Origin of the sequence: Lysobacter sp. TAF61 (assembly GCF_052113485.1) — a bacterium.
Taxonomy (GTDB): domain Bacteria; phylum Pseudomonadota; class Gammaproteobacteria; order Xanthomonadales; family Xanthomonadaceae; genus Lysobacter_J.
In genome coordinates, this window is the sequence record NZ_JBFRDH010000003.1 from 207,951 (window position 1) to 224,025 (window position 16,075).

Consider the following 16,075-nt stretch of genomic DNA (forward strand, 5'->3'; position numbering starts at 1 on the left):
GCATCCCCTGCGGTGCGCCCGCGGGGCTCGGACCCTGGCGTCACGCAAGAACTGTGCCGGTTCCAGCGCTCCGCAGTGCGCCTGCCATTTCACAGAAACTCAACGTCGCAGGCGTGAGCCTCCGATCAAGAACGCCGTTGCCAGGTCTTCGGATGAATGAACGTCATCCGTTGCCCGCACGGCGTTCGCGTGCGACGTGCTTGAAAGGACACACTCCCGCACTCCTGCCGAGTCTTCGCTACGGAGACTCCGCATATCGATCTGCACGAATGGACGCGCGGATAGCCGGACGCGGTTGTTGTGCCAGAACCGCGGCGAATTTGCACATTGCAGGAGTAGTTCGCCATGTATACGAAAGTGCGCGCATTGCTTGATGGACGTGGTTTGGGCGTCAATGATTTGGCCAAGGGCGGCAATAATAGACCTGGGCTACTTTCGCGTGTGGCGATCGCACTGACCCTTGCGAGCGCATCAACGATGAGCTTCGCCCAGGCGCTGTGCACCGGTCCAGCTGGACAGACGGTCACCGGTGCCGGCTCGTTCGTCTGCGGCAGCAGCGCAACGGCTACGGGGGGCAATGCAACAGCGCTTGGAAACCTGGCGGTTGCCAGCAATGCCGGAGCCATGTCGCTCGGCGCCGGCGCCGCCACCAATGGTTTGCAGGCGACGGCAATCGGCACACAAGTGCAGGCCAACGCCGAAGGCGCGACCTCTGTCGGCGCGCAGTCGCGCGCAAATGCGATCGGTGCCACGGCGCTGGGTGGATTCTTCGATCTGAACAACGACAACCTGGTCACCGACAACGAACGCACGACGGCCAACTTCCTCAACTCGACCGCGATCGGCGCCAATGCGCAGGTCAGCGACAACGCGGGTTCGGCGTTTGGCAACCAGGCGCGCGCGGCGCTCAATGCCGTGGCACTGGGTCAAGCCGCGCTTGCGAACGGTGGCGCTTCGGTAGCGGTGGGTCAGGGCAGCCAGGCCGCCGGACTGGAGGCCACCGCCGTTGGGCAGCTGAGCATTGCTTCGGCGCAGAACGCTTCGGCGCTGGGCCAGAACAGCCAGGCAACTGGCGTACAGGGCACGGCTCTGGGTGAGAGCAGCGTCGCCAGCGGGCCCAATTCGAGTGCCCTCGGCCAAGGCGCGCGCGCGTCCGTCGCGAGCACCACGGCCGCCGGCCAGAACGCCACAGCGACTGGCGTGCGCGCGACCGCGGTGGGACAGGGGGCCAATGCCAGCGGCCAGGATTCGGCGGCCCTGGGCCAAGGTGCGCAGTCGACTGCGACCAATGCTTCCGCGCTTGGACAGGCGGCCAATGCATCGGCGATCGGCGCCACTGCGCTGGGCTTCCAGAGCGGCGCCAGCGGACTGCGTGCGACGGCGCTGGGCAACAATTCGCGCGCGACGCAGACCGCCAGCACGGCAGTGGGTGGCTGGATCGATCGCAATGGCAACGCAGTCGTCGATGCCGGTGAATTCACCAGCGCGACCGCCGTCGATGCGACGGCATTGGGCACCGCATCCACCGCGAGCGCGGCCGATGCGACCGCGCTGGGCTTCTCCGCTACCGCCTCGGCCATCAACTCGGTGGCGCTGGGCACCGGCTCCATCGCCGACCAGGCCAATACCGTGTCGGTCGGTACCGCAGCGGCGCAGCGCAGGATCGTGAATCTCGCTCCCGGTACTGCGCCGACCGACGCCGTCAACGTCAGCCAGCTTGGCGCCGTCACCAGCGACACCCGCTACTTCCAGGCCGAAGGCCTGAACGACGGCAGCGACGATGCGCAGGCGACCGGCACGCGCTCGGTTGCCAGCGGTCCCAACTCGGTCGCCAGCGGTCTGAGTTCCCTGGCGATCGGCTACCGCAGCAACGCCAGCAGCACGCTCGGCATCGCCATCGGCAGCTGGAACGACAACAACGCCAACGGCATCGTCGATGCCGGCGAGGTCACGCAGGCCACCGGCTCAGGCAGCGTCGCGGTCGGCAGCGCGGCGCAGTCCAACGGCTTCGGTTCGGTGGCGATAGGTTCCAGCAGTCGCGGTCTGGTCGATGCCAGCACCGCCGTCGGTACCGATGCCGAGGCTTCGGGCCTTGGTGGTGCCGCGTTCGGGTACCAGTCGCGCGCGACCACCAACGCCAGCACGGCATTGGGCGCAGGCGCGGCTGCCACGGGCATCCGAAGCACGGCAGTGGGCACACTGTCCGTGGCCAGCGGCGACAACACCATCGGCATCGGATTCCAGTCCAGCTCGGTGGGCGCCAACGGCATCGCCATTGGCAACACCAGCCAGGTCAACTCGGTCGACGGCCTGGCGCTGGGAACCAACGCGATCGTGGCTGCGAACGATCCCAGCGGAACGCCGATGAGCCGGGGCATCGCGATCGGCAACAACAGCCGCGCCAACAATTCCGATGCCACTGCGGTCGGCGCCAACGCGATCGCCAACGGCCAGAACAGCGTGGCCTTTGGTACCGCATCCAACGCGCAGGGACCGCAGGCCAGCGCAATCGGGCAGAACGCACGCGCCATCGGCAGCAACTCAGTGGCACTGGGCACGTCGGCGCTGGCGCAGGGCAATGTCAGCACGGCGCTGGGGCAGAACGCGACAGCGACCGGATCGCTGAGCGTCTCGCTCGGCCAGTCTGCAGACGCAACCGCGAGCGAAGCACTGGCGGTGGGCAACAACGCACAGGCGACGGGGTCCAACTCGACCTCGCTGGGCCGTTCGGCCAATGCCTCGCAGACGGGCGCACTGGCATTGGGCGCGGACTCGGTCGCATCGGCAGTCGATGCCTTCTCCGGCGGTCGCGGCAGCGCTGCAGTCGGCGTGGGCAGCACCGCACTGGGTGCGGCAAGCCTCGCGGCCGGTCCGGACGACACCGCAATCGGCGGCGGCGCGCAAGTATTGGCCAATCAAAGCACGGCGGTCGGCGCAGACAGCATCATCGCGGTGGGCGCCGTGCAGTCATCGGCATTGGGTGCAACCAGCAATGTCGCCGCCTCGCAGGGCACGGCGCTGGGCTTCGGCAGCAGCGTCACCGGTGTTGGTGGCGTCGCAGTGGGCAGCGGCTCGCTGGCCGATCGCGGTAACGCGGTCTCGGTGGGCACCGCCGCCAGCCAGCGACAGATCATCAACGTCGCCGCAGGTACCGCGCTTACCGATGCGGTGAACGTGAGCCAGCTCACCACCGCAACCAGCGGGCTGCGCTACTTCAAGGCAGTTGGCCTCAACGACGGCAGCGACGATACGCAGGCAACCGGGGTGCGATCGACCGCCGCTGGCGCGAGCGCCCTCGCCAACCAGGACGACACCACGGCGATCGGCAGCCAGTCGCAGGCCACCGCCACGTTTGCCACCGCGCTGGGGCATTCAGCGCTGGCGCTGGGTACCGCTTCGACGGCACTGGGCCAGTTCAGCGAGGCCGATGGCATCAACTCGGTGGCGGTCGGTTCCGACGCGTGGGCGCAGGCCGACGGCGCGATATCGATCGGCCAGGCAAGCATTGCGGCGGGCGTGGGCAGCGTCGCGATCGGTCGCACCTCTCTCACGGCCGGTCCGGACGATACCGCCATCGGCAACAACGCCCGCATCAAGGCCGACCAGGGCACCGTCGTGGGTGCAAATGCGCTCATCGAAGAGACGGCGGTCCAGTCGTCGGCGTACGGCGCAACCAGCCATGTCACCGCGGCTCAGGGCACCGCCCTGGGCTTCGGCAGCAGCGTGACGGCGATCAATGCAGTGGCGCTCGGCAACGGTTCGGTGGCCGACCAGGCCAATACCGTTTCGATCGGCAGCGTGGGCGGCGAGCGCAGGATCGTCAACGTCGCGGTCGGCACGGCGCCGACGGACGCGGTGAATGTCAGCCAGCTCACTACCGCAGTGGCCGGCAACCGCCACTTCAAGGCGCAGAGTTCGATCCTTGGCGACGATGCGGTCGCCAGCGGCCTGGGTTCGATGGCGGCCGGTGTGATGGCCCAGGCCACTGGAGTGCGTGCCGTAGCCGTCGGCGTGGACAGCACCGCCAGCGGTGACCTCGCGATTGCAGTGGGTGGCGATTCGATCGCCAGCGGAACCGGCTCGATGGCATTGGGGCGCCTGTCGCAGGCGATCGGCAACAACAGCGTCGCGCTCGGCACCGGTTCCATCGCCGATCGCGGCAACGCCTTGTCGATCGGTGCAGCCGGCGGCGAGCGCCAGATCATCAACGTGGCCGCCGGCACGGCGGCGACCGATGCGGTCAATGTCAGTCAGCTCACTGCGGCCGTGGCGGTAGGCACAGCCTATTTCAAGGCCGAAGGGCCCGGCGACGGCAGCGACGACGCCGTCGCCAGCGGTCTCAACAGCGTGGCCTCAGGCAAGTCCGCCGTGGCCAGTGGCGCCTCGAGCACGGCCATGGGCATGGGCGCCGACGCGACGGCGATACAAACCGTTGCCATGGGCGTGCAGGCTACGGCCAGCGGCGATTCGTCAACGGCCGTGGGTGCCGGTAGCGCTGCTTCCGGAAGCACATCCTCTGCATTCGGTACAATCGCACTGGCCACCGCGGAAAACAGCGTCGCGGTGGGGCGCCAGACGTTCTCGGGCGCGGATGGAGCGGTGGCTCTTGGCGCCATCAGCAACGTCGAGAACGGCGCCACGTCAGGCACGGCGTTGGGATTCAACTCGCGGGTGCGCGCGGCGGCGACCAACTCGGTCGCGCTCGGTGCGGACTCCGACGCCCAGGAAGCCGATGTGATTTCCGTCGGCAACTCGGGCATGCAGCGTCGCATCGTCAACGTCGCCGCCGGTACGGCGCCGACGGATGGGGTCAATGTCAGTCAACTGGGCACGCTGACGTCTGACACGCGCTACTTCCAGGCCGATGGCCTGCGTGACGGGACCGATGATGCGCAGGTCACGGCAGGAACGCGTGCCGTTGCGATCGGCGCCTCGGCCGCGGCCAGCGGAGCGGGTGCACTGGCCGGTGGCTTCGGTGCGAATGCTTCAACCGAGGGGGCGGTCGCCCTCGGCCGCAATGCCGTGGCCAATGGCGGTCGTTCGGTGTCGATCGGCGATGGCAATACCGCCAGCGGCAACGGTGCGGTGGCGATCGGCGATCCCAACATCGCCACGGGTGATGGCGCGATAGCGCAGGGCCTGGACAACACCGCCACCGGCAACGGAGCGGTGGCGGCCGGGCACACCAATGTCGCCAACGGGCAGGGCGCGGTTGCGCTGGGCTTCCAGTCGCAGGCACAGCAGGCCGGTGCGCTTGCGTTCGGCAGCACCGCTGTAGCGTCAGTCGAAGGCGCGGTGGCACTGGGCTCGGGCTCGGTCGCCGATCGTGCACTGGCGCCGACGTCGGGTACCCTTCCGGTCGGTTCCGGTGGCATTCCGATCGATACCACCGACGCGGTCCTGCTGGGCTCGGTGTCCGTGGGCTCGGGCACGTCGTATCGGCAGATCACCCACGTCGCCGACGGCACGGAGCAGCAGGACGCGGTCACCATCCGCCAGTTGCAGGGCGCGATCGGCTCGATCGCGGCTTCGCCGGCAAAGTTCTTCCACGCCAATTCGTCCGCGGGTGACTCGCTCGCGATCGGCGCGGAAGCGATCGCGGTGGGCCCGCTCACGGTGGTCAACGGCGACAACGGCATCGGCATCGGCAACGGCGCGGTCGTCGACATCGCCGCACCGGGCGCGATCGCCATAGGCCGCGACACCCAGGTGTCGCTGGCCTCCGGCGTCGCGGTCGGCAGCCAGGCCCAGGCCAACGCCGAGCAGGGCGTGGCGCTGGGTGCGGGCGCGACGGCGAACCACGCGCTGAGCGTGGCGCTGGGTTCGGCCTCGCAGACAAGCGTCGGAGCGCAGGCCGGCTATACCGCCTACGCCATCCCTGCGGCACAGACCTCGGCCGGCGAAATATCGGTGGGTAGCGCCGGTGCGGAACGCAAGGTGACCAACGTGGCAGCGGGCAGCGCTGCCACAGACGCGGTCAACGTGAGCCAACTGTCGACGATGAGCCAGGGCATCACCTCCATCTTCGGTGGTGGCGCTTCGGTGGGGCCGCAGGGCGCGATCACACCGCCCAGCTACGCCATCGGCGGCAACGTGTTCAACGACGTGGGGGCCGCGCTTGCCAACCTCGACGGTCGCGTGGGCAGCGGCCCAGGCGTCTCGGCAGCCGATCCGCGCTTCAACGCCAACGGTGGCAGCACCTCGACCGCCAGCGGCGCCAACACGGTGGCTGCCGGCGGCGGCGCCGTCGCCAGCGCCGACAACAGCGTCGCCCTCGGCGCCAACTCGGTGGCAGACCGCGCCAACACGGTCTCGGTCGGTTCGACCGGCAATACCCGCCAGGTCGCCAACGTTGCCGCAGGAACGACCGCAACCGATGCGGTCAACGTGCAGCAGATGTCGGAGCAGGCGGCGGTCACGTTGAACCAGGCCAACACCTACACCGACCAGCAGATCAACCAGATCGTCACCATACCGATGGAGGCAATCGAGGATCTGCGCGGCGACGTCGAGGACGAGTTCCGCCACACCGACAAGCGCATCAACCGCCAGGGCGCGATGACCGCGGCGATGGTGCACATGGCCAGCAGCGCGGCCAACATCCAGACCGACAACCGTGTTTCGGTCGGTGCCGGTTATGCGGAAGGCGAGGAAGCGATGGCGGTCGGCTACCAGCGACTGATCAAGCGCAACGTGTCGCTGTCGGTCGGCGCGGCGTTCAGCGGCAGCGAGCAGTCTGCCGGCGTCGGCATCGGAATTGGCTGGTGAGCAGGTTTGGAACTCAATATCCCTGAAACATGACCCATCCGGATCGCCGGCGCCCTGTACCATTCGCCGCACGTCAACCCAGAATCGAGGTAATGCATGTCCGTTTCGATGTACGACGCGTCGGTTCCAGTGTTCAGGCAGATGCTCGGCGCCATGGCCGGCCTGCTGGAGAAGGCCGAGGCCTACGCGGTGGAGAAGAAGATCGAACCGTCGGTGCTGCTGCAGGCCCGGCTGTTCCCGGACATGTTCCCGCTGGTGCGCCAGGTGCAGGTCGCCTGCGACTTCGCCAAGAGCGTGCCGGCACGCCTGGCCGACGTGGAAGTCCCGTCCTACGACGATACCGAGCAGGACTTCGCCGAGTTGCATGCACGCATCGCGCGCACGCTGGCCTTCATCGACGGCCTCGACCCGCTGCTGTTCGAGGGCAGCGAGGGACGCGAAATCGTGCTGCGTCCGGGCACGCCGAAGGAGCGCCGCTTCACCGGATCGGCCTACCTGCTGCACTATGGCCTGCCGCAGTTCTACTTCCACGTTACTACCGCGTATGCACTGCTGCGCCACAACGGCGTCGCGGTGGGCAAGCTGGATTTCATGGGCGTGCGCTGATCGTTCCATCGAGGTCGCGGAGTCGAGTCGATGTCCGGCGTCGATCTACCCGTTGGCGCGGAGCACAGGGAGCGGACGCTGGTCCGCAACCTGGGCACGTCCGCGCTGGCGGCCATCGCGTTGTTCGTCGTCACCGCCGTCGCGCTGCAATGGCTGCGCGACGACCTGGACTGGGTGCGCGTGCCGCTGAGCTTCTACCTGGTCGGTCCGTACGGGGCGTGGCTGCAGTTGGCCTATGTCGGCCTGGCCAGTGCGATTGCGCTGTTGGCCATCGGCTACCACCGCGTGACCCGTTCCGGGCCGGGCAGCACCGTGGCACTGTCGCTTTTCATGCTCGGCGCGTTGGCCCTGGTGATCACGGCCGGGGCGCAGACCGACCTGGGCGGTGGCCGTGCGATGACCACGGCCGCCTACGTCCACGCGATCTCCGCGCCGCTGGCCTTTCTTGGCACCAGCCTGGGCATGCTCCTGCAGTCCTGGCGCTTCCGCGGCGACGCGCGCTGGCGGCAGCACTTCGCCCTGGCTTTCGGACTGGCGGCCTTCTGCTTCGTGGCGCTGTGGGTCCTGGCCTTCGGGCGTGAACTGCCGCGTGGCCTCAGTCAGAAGCTGGTGGTCCTTGCCATCGCCGCCTGGTTCGCCCTGGCGGCCGGGTGGTTGCGTAGATACCAAATGCCGGTGATGAACCCTGATTAATCAGTAACTTGGACTGCGGGTCGGATGCCGGCCCGGTGGCGCTTACAATGCGCGCCATGCTGCTCAATATCGCCGCCTACCACTTCACCCCGATCCAGCACCCCGAAGACCTTGCCGCGCAATTGCAGTCGCGCGCCGAGGCGGCTGGGCTGCGCGGCACCATGCTGGTCGCCGGCGAGGGCATCAACCTGTTCCTGGCCGGCAGTGAGGCGGGCATCCACGGATTCCTCGAACGCCTGCGCGCGCAGGACTGCTTTGCGGACCTGATCGTCAAGTTCAGCCGCAGCCGGAGCCAACCGTTCGCGCGGCTGAAGGTAAAGGTCAAGTCGGAGATCATCAGCTTCCGCCGCGACAACGCCTCGCCGCTCGAAGGGCGCGCGCCGGCGGTAATGCCGGAAACGCTTGCACGCTGGCTTGACCAGGGCCACGACGATGCCGGCAAGCGCGTGGTCATGCTCGACACGCGCAACCGCGAGGAGTTCGGCTACGGCACCTTCAGCGATGCGTTGACGTTGCCGATCGACAATTTCACCGACCTGCCGCAGGCGCTGCAGCCGCACCGCGAAGCGCTGCAGGACGCAACCGTGGTCAGCTTCTGCACCGGTGGCATCCGCTGCGAGAAGGCCGCGCTGTGGATGCAGGCCGAGGGAATGAGCAACGTGTTGCAGCTCGACGGCGGCATTCTGGGGTACTTTGAACGCGTGGGCGGTCGCCATTACGACGGCCGCTGCTTCGTGTTCGATGAGCGCGTGGCGCTCGACCCGGAACTCAAACCGCTGATGGATGCGGCCGACGCAGTCGCCGCCGCCTGATGTCGGTCGGCAACTGCGTCGCCGACCACGACAAGTGAGGACACTCATGGCAGCAATTGGACCAGTGGGAATTTCGCGCGGAGCCGTCACCATGACCCTGGTCGCGGCAGCCGTGCTGGCGCTGGCCGCGTGCGACAAGCAGGCGCCGGTCAACAGCGCTCCGCCGGAAGAGATCACGGCACCGGCTCCGGCCGCCAACCCGCAGCCCGACGTCAACGCCGAACCGGTGGAACGCGCAGCGCCGCCGATGGTCAAGGCGGTCGCGATGGGCGAATTCGAGCCGGGCAACCCGGTGGCGACCGCGGTGACGGGCAAGCTGACCATCGAAGACAACATGCTGCGCGGCGACAACGGCGCCAGCTTTACCACCGAGCGCGTGGCGATCGTCAACGGCGGCGACCAGTACTCGGCGGGCAATACCTACGCCCAGGCCATGATGGTTCCACCCGAGCAGGAAATCGAACTGCGCCACGTGCTCGAGGAAACACCGCCGACGCAGGCTCCGTCCAACGCCATGTGCAGCGGCGAGCGTACCGGCTACATCGCGCTGGCCAAGGTGACGCAGGCCGGCGGCGACGTGGTCAAGGTGATCGGCCTCAAGGGCACCGACATGCCGGCAGCCGCGGCCAAGGGCATCGAGCTGTGCGCGAGCACGATGTATCTGCCCGTCTCCGATGCCGCGGCGTCTGCCGCCAAGTCAGCCGAGCCGCCAGCCAAAAAGGGCTGATACCCCGGGCCGGAGGGTCGTTCACATCGCTGCGGCGTCGCGCTGCAGCCACGCAGTGGCGCCACGCGCCGCGCGCAGACCGCTGGCGTAGCACGCCGTCAACAGGTAACCGCCGGTCGGCGCCTCCCAGTCGAGCATCTCGCCGGCGCAGAACACGCCCGGCATCGACCGCACCATCAAGCCATCGTCGAGCGCTTCCAGACGCACGCCACCGGCACTGCTGATCGCTTCGGCTATCGGGCGCGGGCGCAGCAGGCGCAATGGCAGGCGCTTGATCGTGCGCGCCACCAGGGCCTCGTCGTGCAGCTGATCCCTGCTCAGCACCTCATGCAGCAAGCCAGCCTTGGCGCCGCTGATGCCTGCATGGCGGCGCAGGTGCTCGCTGAGGCTGCGGCCGCCGCGCGGGCAGGCGAGGTCGCGCTGCAGTCGCGGCAGGTCGCGGCCCGGCGCCAGGTCCAGTTCGATCCGCGCCTGACCATCGCTGGCGATGGCGTCGCGCAGACCCGCCGACAGTGCATAGACCAGGCTGCCTTCGATGCCGGTCGCCGTAACCACGCACTCGCCTTGCAGCGCGTGCTCGTTGCCGGACGCATCGCGCCAATGCGCGACGACCGGTTTCAGCGGCGCGCCGGCATGGCGACCGGCGAAGTGTTCGCTCCAGCCGATATCGAATCCGCAATTGGCCGGCTGCAGCGGTGCGACATCGACGCCACGCGCGCGCAGGACGTCCTCCCAGCTGCCGTCCGATCCCAGTTCCGGCCAGCTGCCGCCGCCAAGCGCGAGCACGGTTGCGTCGGCCTGGAGCGCAATCTCTCCGGCAGGTATCGCGAATCGCAATGCGCCGTCATCGTTCCAGCCGAGCCAGCGGTGCTGCACATGAAAGGCGACGCCGTCCTCGCGCAGGCGGCGCACCCAGCCGCGCAGCAGCGGCGCGGCCTTGCGGTCCATCGGAAAGACGCGGCCGGAAGTGCCGACGTAGGTGTCGATGCCGAAGCGCTCGCGCGCCCATTCACGCAGGGCATCGGCGTCGAAGTCGTCGAGCCACGCGGCGATCTCGCTGCGGCGGGCACCGTAGCGCGCATCGAAGGCCGGGCGCGGTTCGCCATGGGTGAGGTTGAGCCCGCCCTTGCCGGCAATCAGGAACTTGCGCCCCACCGAGCCCTTGGCCTCGAACAGGTCGACCTGCAGGCCTGCCGCGCGCGCGACTTCGGCGGCCATCAGGCCGGCGGGTCCGCCACCGATGACGGCCAGGCGGGCAGGGGAGCGGGTCGGGAGGGGCATGGCAGGGCGCACTACGGGGGACGAGGATTATGCCTTCCAGGGGTTGGGGTGAGGGCACACTTTGGCTAAGGTGACCCCATCCCTGGGGAGCTGACCACCGCATGTCTTTGCGATTCATTCCGGCGCAATGCGCCGTACTCGGCCTGGCACTGGCGCTGCACGGCGCCGCACCGGCAACGCCGGCGACTGCGCAGGACAGCGCGCACAACAGTGCGAACGCCACGCCGCTGCCGGCACAACTGCAGGACTTCGACGCCTACGTCGATGGCATCCGCAAGCAGTTCGACGTGCCAGGTATCGCCGTTGCCATCGTCAAGGACGGCCAGATCGTGCTCGAGCGCGGTTTCGGCGCGCGCGAACTGGGCAAGGACGGCAAGTCGCAGCCGGTCGATGCGAAGACGTTGTTCGCCATTGCCTCCAACACCAAGGCGTTCACCGCCGCGTCGCTGTCGATCCTCGCCGACGAGGGCAAGCTCAGCCTCGACGACCGCGTCATCGAGCACCTGCCGTGGTTCCGCATGTCCGACACCTACGTGACCGGCGAGATGCGCATCCGCGATCTGCTCGCGCATCGCAGTGGCCTGGGCCTGGGCGCCGGCGACCTGCTGTACTGGCCCGGCACCGACTACAGCACCCAGGAAGTCGCGCGCAGGCTGAAGGACGTGCCGCTCACCGGCAGCTTTCGCGGCCAGTACGCCTACGACAACATTCTCTATGGCGTGGCGCAGCTGGTGATCGAGCAGGCCAGCGGCCAGTCCTACGCGCAGTTCCTGCAGCAGCGCATCTTCGCGCCGCTGGGCATGCGCGACACCCGCTTCAACAGCGATGCACTGCGTGCGCGCGACAACGTCGCCACCGGATACGCCAAGGCCGACTTCAAGGACCTGCAACCGGCGCCGCGGATGTCATGGGGCAACGTCTCCGGCGCCGGCGGCATCTACTCCAGCGTCCACGACATGAGCCAGTGGATGCGCATGCAGCTCGCCGGCGGCACGTACCGCGACGCCAGCGGCAGCGAGCAGCGTTTGTTCAGCGCCGAGCGCCAGCAGGAGATGTGGTCGGTGCTCACGCCGATGCCGATCGCCAAGCCCTCAGTGCCGGAGCTGGAAGCGGTGAAGCCGAACTTCCTCGGCTACGGCGAGGGCTGGCAACTGTCCGATTACCGCGGCCGCAAGCTGGTCTGGCACACCGGTGGCTGGCCGGGCATGGTCTCGCGCCTGACCCTGGTGCCGGAGCAGAAGCTGGGCGTGATCGTGCTGACCAATGCCGAGGTCGGCGGCGCGTTCAATGCCGTCACCCTGCGCGTGCTCGATGCGTACCTGGATGCGCCGAAGACCGACTGGCGCGCGGCCTACGCCGCGGCGCTGGCCAAGTCGAAGGGCAAGGCCGACGAGGACTGGCAAAAGCACCTGCAGGCACGCGCCACCGCCGCGCCGCCGTCGTTGCCGCTGGCGCGCTATGCCCGTACCTACCGCGATCCCTGGTACGGCGATGTCGTCGTCGAGCAGCGCGGCGACAAGCTGGTCATGCGCTTCAGCCGCACGGCGGAACTGGTGGGCGAGCTCACGCCGTGGCAGCACGACACCTTCGTTGTCCGCTGGAACGAGCGTTGGCTCAACGCCGATGCATTCGTCACCTTTGCCCTCGATGCCGACGGTGGCATCCGTGAAGCGCGGATGGAGGCGGTCTCGCCGCTGACCGACTTCAGTTTCGACTTCCAGGATCTGCGCCTGGCGCCGGTGAGCAAGGAAGACAGCGCCGGATCACAAGCGCCTCACGGCGCCGGCACGAGGCTGTCGCGATGAGCGACGCACGCTGGTGGCACGACACCCAGGACATCCCGCGGATGGTGCGGGCGATCTATGAATGCATCTCCGGCCCGGCCGGCGCGCCGCGCGACTGGGAGCGCTTCCGCTACCTGCAGCACCCGCAGGCGCGCAGCCTGCGCACCGTGGTCGAGGCCGACGGCAACACGCGATCGATGGTGTTCGACGTAGACAGCTACATCGCCGACGTCACCCCGTTCTTCGCCGCCAACGACTTCCACGAAATCGAGATCGAGCACCGGCTGCAGCGTTTCGGCCAAGTCGCGCACGTGTGGAGCCGCTACGAGGCCCGTCCCGCCGCGGACTCGCCGGTGCTGCTCAAGCGCGGCGCCAACAGCATCCAGCTTTGCTTTGAACATGGTCGCTGGTGGGTCTTCAGCACGATCTGGGACAACGAACGCGAAGGCGTGACCTTCGACCTGTGGTGACCCGGCCATGATCCCGTTCTCCGTCCTCGACCTGGCGCCGATCACCGAAGGCAGCGACGCCACGCAGGCATTCGCCAACAGCCTCGACCTGGCTCGCCTCGCCGAACGCCTGGGCTACCAGCGCTTCTGGCTGGCCGAACACCACAACATGCCCGGCATCGCCAGCGCCGCCACGGCGGTGCTGATCGGCCATGTCGCCTGCGGCACGCAATCGATCCGCGTCGGCGCTGGCGGGGTCATGCTGCCCAACCATGCGCCGCTGCAGGTGGCCGAGCAGTTCGGCACGCTGGCTTCGCTGTATCCGGGGCGCATCGATCTGGGCCTGGGCCGCGCCCCCGGCACCGATCACGCCACCGCACATGCCCTGCGCCGTTATTTCGAAGGCGCCGACATGTTCGCCCAGGACGTGGTCGAACTGCTGCACTACTTCGAGCCGGCGCAGCCGGCGCAGGCGGTGCGCGCCGTGCCCGGCGCGGGCGTGGAGGTGCCGGTGTGGCTGCTCGGTTCGAGCCTGTTCTCGGCCCGCCTGGCCGCGCAGCTCGGCCTGCCGTTCGCGTTCGCCTCGCATTTCGCACCCGATGCGATGGACATGGCGCTGGCCTCGTACCGGCGCGAGTTCAAGCCCTCCAGGCGGCTGCAGCAGCCCTACGCCATGCTGGCGCTGAACGTGGTGGGTGCGCAAACCGATGCGCTGGCGCGACGGCTGTTCACCACCCAGCAACAGGCCTTCGTCAATCTGCGCCGCGGCAAGCCGGGCCTGATCCCGCCACCGATCGACGACATCGAATCGTTCTGGACGCCGCTGGAGAAGAGCGGCGTCGAGCAGGCGCTGGCGTGCGCCGTGGTGGGCGACGACAACACGGTCCGCGACGGCATCGCCGCCTTCATCGAGCGCCATCGCCCGGACGAGCTGATGATCACCGCCAACGTCTTCGATCACGCCGCGCGCCTGCGCTCGTTCGAGATTGCCGCCGCTGCGCGCGATGCGCTCGCCTAGGGGCGTGCCGCCCAGGGTCGCGGTGCCGGGCTGCGGTGCGCGCGCACGTCGAGAAGTTCGACCTCGAATACCAGTGAACCGTTGGGCGGGATGACCCCGCCCGCGCCGGCGCTGCCATAGCCGTAGGTCGGCGGAATCATCAGCAGGCGACGGCCGCCCACGCGCATGCCGGCCACGCCTTCATCCCAGCCGCGGATCACGCGCCCGGCGCCGAGCAGGAACGTGAAGGGCTCATTGCGGTCGCGCGAACTGTCGAACTTGCTGCCGCGGCCGTCGGCTGCCTTCTGTTCGTAGTTCCAACCGGTGTAGTGGACGACCACGTCCTGTCCGGGCGTGGCGACCGCGCCGGTGCCGACCCGCTGGTCGATGGTCTCGAAGCGGGCGATGGTGCCACCCGGCGGCGGGCCGGGGTCGGCGCAGGCGGCGAGCAGCGCGGCGGCGAACAGCGTGGCAATGCGGGCGCCCATGCGCGTGACGATACGCATCAGGCGCTCCCTGCCAGGCAATCGGCAAGGCCGTCCAGGACCATCTTCCAGCCCGAATCGACCCGCTCGGCGTACTGCGCATTCTCCGCGGCCATCTCGTGGCTCAGGCTCAGCAGGCTGCCCTTGCCCTCGTCGACGATCTCGACGGCAATGCGATCGCCGCCGCTGCCGTCTTCCACCATGCCAAGCGTGAAGACCAGGCGGTGCGGCCGGTCGATCTGCAGATACTGGCCGAAGTGCCCCGCGTCGACGTCTCCGCGGCGCTCGACGATGGCATAGCCACCGCCCACCCGGGGTTCGATCTGGACTCTCTGCATCTGCCCGTCTTCGGTCGCGAACAGCCAGCGGCCGGCGCTGGACGGGTCGAGCCAGGCGTCGAACACGCGTCCGGGCGCAGCATCGAAATGGCGGGACACGCGGACCACGACAGCACTCATCGCCGGCTCCTGGGAGGAATTGCGGTCATTGTCGAGCATCCCGTCGTGCATCGCGACGGTCGCTGCGGCCGGGGCGCTGGCCTGCCGGCAGGCCCGTTCACGTTGTGGTCTCACGGGGGGAGCCGGACGTTCACGCAAGCCCGTGTCCCAGGAACCAGTCGAATGCCCCACCAGAGCAAGCCCGCACTCCTCCGGCACTACGGCAAACACCGTGGCGTGGTCGTGGACAACATCGATCCACTGCAGCTCGGTCGCGTGCTGGTGCAGGTCCCGAAGGTCTTCGATGCCGGCGGCTCGCGCTGGGCGATGCCATGCGTGCCCGTTGCCGGCCACCAGAGCGGTCTGTTCCTGCTGCCGTCGATCGGTGCGCCGGTGTGGGTGGAGTTCGAGCAGGGCGACCCCGAGTTGCCGATCTGGGTTGGCGGCTACTGGGTCGACGCCGGTGAACTGCCGCCGATGGCCCAGGCCGGGCAGGGCGTGGCGGCGCTGCTGATGCAGACGCCCGGCCAGAACGCGGTGCTGGTGTCGGACCTGCCCGGTCCCGACGGCGGTGTCCTGCTGCGCGCGCAGTCCGGCGCCACCATCGCGGTCAACGAAGCCGGCATCACCATCAGCAACGGCCGCGGCGCCAGCATTGTCCTGGCCGGCTCGATGGTCACCATCAACGACGGCGCACTGACGGTGGTCTAGCCATGGGCGGAGCAATCCTGCATCTGGGCGCAAGCGTGGCCTGCTCGCACGGTGGTCCGGCCACGCCGACGGCCCCCTATTCGCGCGTCACTGTATCTGGCCGGCCGGTGGTGACAGTCGCGGCTCCCTACACCATTGCCCACTGCAACCTGCCGTCGCCGGCAGACGCCTTGCGCTGCACCGGCGGCCAGTGGCTGCAGGGCAGTACCCGCGTGTTCGCCGGCGGCCGCGCGCTGGTGCTCGATACCAGTCCGTCGATGTGCGTGCCCAACGGCGCGGCGATGGTGGTGATGGAATGCCAGATGCGCGTTACCGCGCTCTAGCC

At 68.5% G+C, this 16,075-nt stretch carries 13 protein-coding genes; 10 read left to right on the top strand and 3 right to left on the bottom strand.

What is annotated here, in order from left to right:
• Positions 1-477 precede the first annotated feature (477 nt).
• The 5 genes from AB4Y64_RS08590 (at position 478) to AB4Y64_RS08610 (ending at position 9,606) form a co-directional block, all read left to right on the top strand.
• On the top strand, positions 478-6,768 hold the full coding sequence (locus AB4Y64_RS08590) for a YadA-like family protein (protein WP_441816036.1): 6,291 nt from the start codon (positions 478-480) through the stop codon (positions 6,766-6,768).
• 96 nt (positions 6,769-6,864) lie between these two features.
• The gene (locus AB4Y64_RS08595) at positions 6,865-7,374 is read left to right on the top strand and encodes a DUF1993 domain-containing protein (protein ID WP_441816037.1); all 510 of its coding nucleotides are present in this window, start codon (positions 6,865-6,867) and stop codon (positions 7,372-7,374) included.
• A gap of 30 nt (positions 7,375-7,404) precedes the next feature.
• Positions 7,405-8,067, top strand: coding sequence for a DUF998 domain-containing protein (locus AB4Y64_RS08600; protein WP_441816038.1), 663 nt, complete (start codon positions 7,405-7,407; stop codon positions 8,065-8,067).
• Positions 8,068-8,123: 56 nt separating this feature from the next.
• Complete coding sequence (locus tag AB4Y64_RS08605) at positions 8,124-8,879, top strand: sulfurtransferase (protein ID WP_441816329.1); 756 nt, start codon at positions 8,124-8,126, stop codon at positions 8,877-8,879.
• Positions 8,880-8,970: 91 nt separating this feature from the next.
• The gene (locus AB4Y64_RS08610) at positions 8,971-9,606 is read left to right on the top strand and encodes a hypothetical protein (protein WP_441816039.1); all 636 of its coding nucleotides are present in this window, start codon (positions 8,971-8,973) and stop codon (positions 9,604-9,606) included.
• Between the two features lie 21 nt (positions 9,607-9,627).
• Here AB4Y64_RS08610 and AB4Y64_RS08615 read toward each other — a convergent pair whose 3' ends face one another.
• Entirely contained in the window at positions 9,628-10,887 is a 1,260-nt protein-coding gene (locus AB4Y64_RS08615; protein ID WP_441816040.1) for a TIGR03862 family flavoprotein, read from the bottom strand.
• Between the two features lie 101 nt (positions 10,888-10,988).
• On the opposite strand from AB4Y64_RS08615, the gene AB4Y64_RS08620 reads away from it, so the two are divergent.
• From AB4Y64_RS08620 to AB4Y64_RS08630, 3 genes are read left to right on the top strand one after another with little or no spacing between them, the layout of a single operon-like run.
• Positions 10,989-12,692 carry a serine hydrolase gene (locus tag AB4Y64_RS08620; protein WP_441816041.1) on the top strand — a complete coding sequence of 568 codons (1,704 nt, stop codon included), beginning with the start codon at positions 10,989-10,991 and terminating at the stop codon, positions 12,690-12,692.
• Entirely contained in the window at positions 12,689-13,141 is a 453-nt protein-coding gene (locus tag AB4Y64_RS08625; RefSeq protein WP_441816042.1) for a hypothetical protein, read from the top strand. The genes AB4Y64_RS08620 and AB4Y64_RS08625 overlap by 4 nt, the downstream gene beginning before the upstream one ends.
• A 7-nt stretch (positions 13,142-13,148) precedes the next feature.
• Positions 13,149-14,138 (top strand): LLM class flavin-dependent oxidoreductase, encoded by a 990-nt coding sequence (locus tag AB4Y64_RS08630; RefSeq protein ID WP_441816043.1) that lies wholly within the window; start codon positions 13,149-13,151, stop codon positions 14,136-14,138.
• Here the strand turns inward: AB4Y64_RS08630 and AB4Y64_RS08635 are convergent.
• Together AB4Y64_RS08635 and AB4Y64_RS08640 are read right to left on the bottom strand one after the other, a co-directional pair.
• Entirely contained in the window at positions 14,135-14,605 is a 471-nt protein-coding gene (locus tag AB4Y64_RS08635; RefSeq protein ID WP_441816330.1) for an FKBP-type peptidyl-prolyl cis-trans isomerase, read from the bottom strand. The two genes, AB4Y64_RS08630 and AB4Y64_RS08635, sit on opposite strands and share 4 nt — an antisense overlap.
• Positions 14,606-14,622: 17 nt before the next feature.
• Positions 14,623-15,060 (bottom strand): SRPBCC family protein, encoded by a 438-nt coding sequence (locus AB4Y64_RS08640; RefSeq protein ID WP_441816044.1) that lies wholly within the window; start codon positions 15,058-15,060, stop codon positions 14,623-14,625.
• Positions 15,061-15,222: 162 nt separating this feature from the next.
• Here AB4Y64_RS08640 and AB4Y64_RS08645 point away from each other — a divergent pair, with 162 nt between their 5' ends.
• Positions 15,223-15,750, top strand: a complete 528-nt coding sequence (locus AB4Y64_RS08645) for a phage baseplate assembly protein V (RefSeq protein ID WP_441816045.1) — start codon at positions 15,223-15,225, stop codon at positions 15,748-15,750.
• 2 nt (positions 15,751-15,752) lie between these two features.
• Complete coding sequence (locus AB4Y64_RS08650) at positions 15,753-16,073, top strand: hypothetical protein (protein ID WP_441816046.1); 321 nt, start codon at positions 15,753-15,755, stop codon at positions 16,071-16,073.
• Positions 16,074-16,075: the final 2 nt, after the last annotated feature.

What these genes read in the sequence shown, in the direction of transcription:
- AB4Y64_RS08590 (WP_441816036.1), top strand. Translation starts at nt 478, where the DNA reads ATGAGCTTCGCCCAGGCGCTGTGCACCGGTCCAGCTGGACAGACGGTC.
- AB4Y64_RS08595 (WP_441816037.1), top strand. Translation starts at nt 6,865, where the DNA reads ATGTCCGTTTCGATGTACGACGCGTCGGTTCCAGTGTTCAGGCAGATG.
- AB4Y64_RS08600 (WP_441816038.1), top strand. Translation starts at nt 7,405, where the DNA reads ATGTCCGGCGTCGATCTACCCGTTGGCGCGGAGCACAGGGAGCGGACG.
- AB4Y64_RS08605 (WP_441816329.1), top strand. Translation starts at nt 8,124, where the DNA reads ATGCTGCTCAATATCGCCGCCTACCACTTCACCCCGATCCAGCACCCC.
- AB4Y64_RS08610 (WP_441816039.1), top strand. Translation starts at nt 8,971, where the DNA reads ATGACCCTGGTCGCGGCAGCCGTGCTGGCGCTGGCCGCGTGCGACAAG.
- AB4Y64_RS08615 (WP_441816040.1), bottom strand. Translation starts at nt 10,887, where the DNA reads ATGCCCCTCCCGACCCGCTCCCCTGCCCGCCTGGCCGTCATCGGTGGC.
- AB4Y64_RS08620 (WP_441816041.1), top strand. Translation starts at nt 10,989, where the DNA reads ATGTCTTTGCGATTCATTCCGGCGCAATGCGCCGTACTCGGCCTGGCA.
- AB4Y64_RS08625 (WP_441816042.1), top strand. Translation starts at nt 12,689, where the DNA reads ATGAGCGACGCACGCTGGTGGCACGACACCCAGGACATCCCGCGGATG.
- AB4Y64_RS08630 (WP_441816043.1), top strand. Translation starts at nt 13,149, where the DNA reads ATGATCCCGTTCTCCGTCCTCGACCTGGCGCCGATCACCGAAGGCAGC.
- AB4Y64_RS08635 (WP_441816330.1), bottom strand. Translation starts at nt 14,605, where the DNA reads ATGGGCGCCCGCATTGCCACGCTGTTCGCCGCCGCGCTGCTCGCCGCC.
- AB4Y64_RS08640 (WP_441816044.1), bottom strand. Translation starts at nt 15,060, where the DNA reads ATGAGTGCTGTCGTGGTCCGCGTGTCCCGCCATTTCGATGCTGCGCCC.
- AB4Y64_RS08645 (WP_441816045.1), top strand. Translation starts at nt 15,223, where the DNA reads ATGCCCCACCAGAGCAAGCCCGCACTCCTCCGGCACTACGGCAAACAC.
- AB4Y64_RS08650 (WP_441816046.1), top strand. Translation starts at nt 15,753, where the DNA reads ATGGGCGGAGCAATCCTGCATCTGGGCGCAAGCGTGGCCTGCTCGCAC.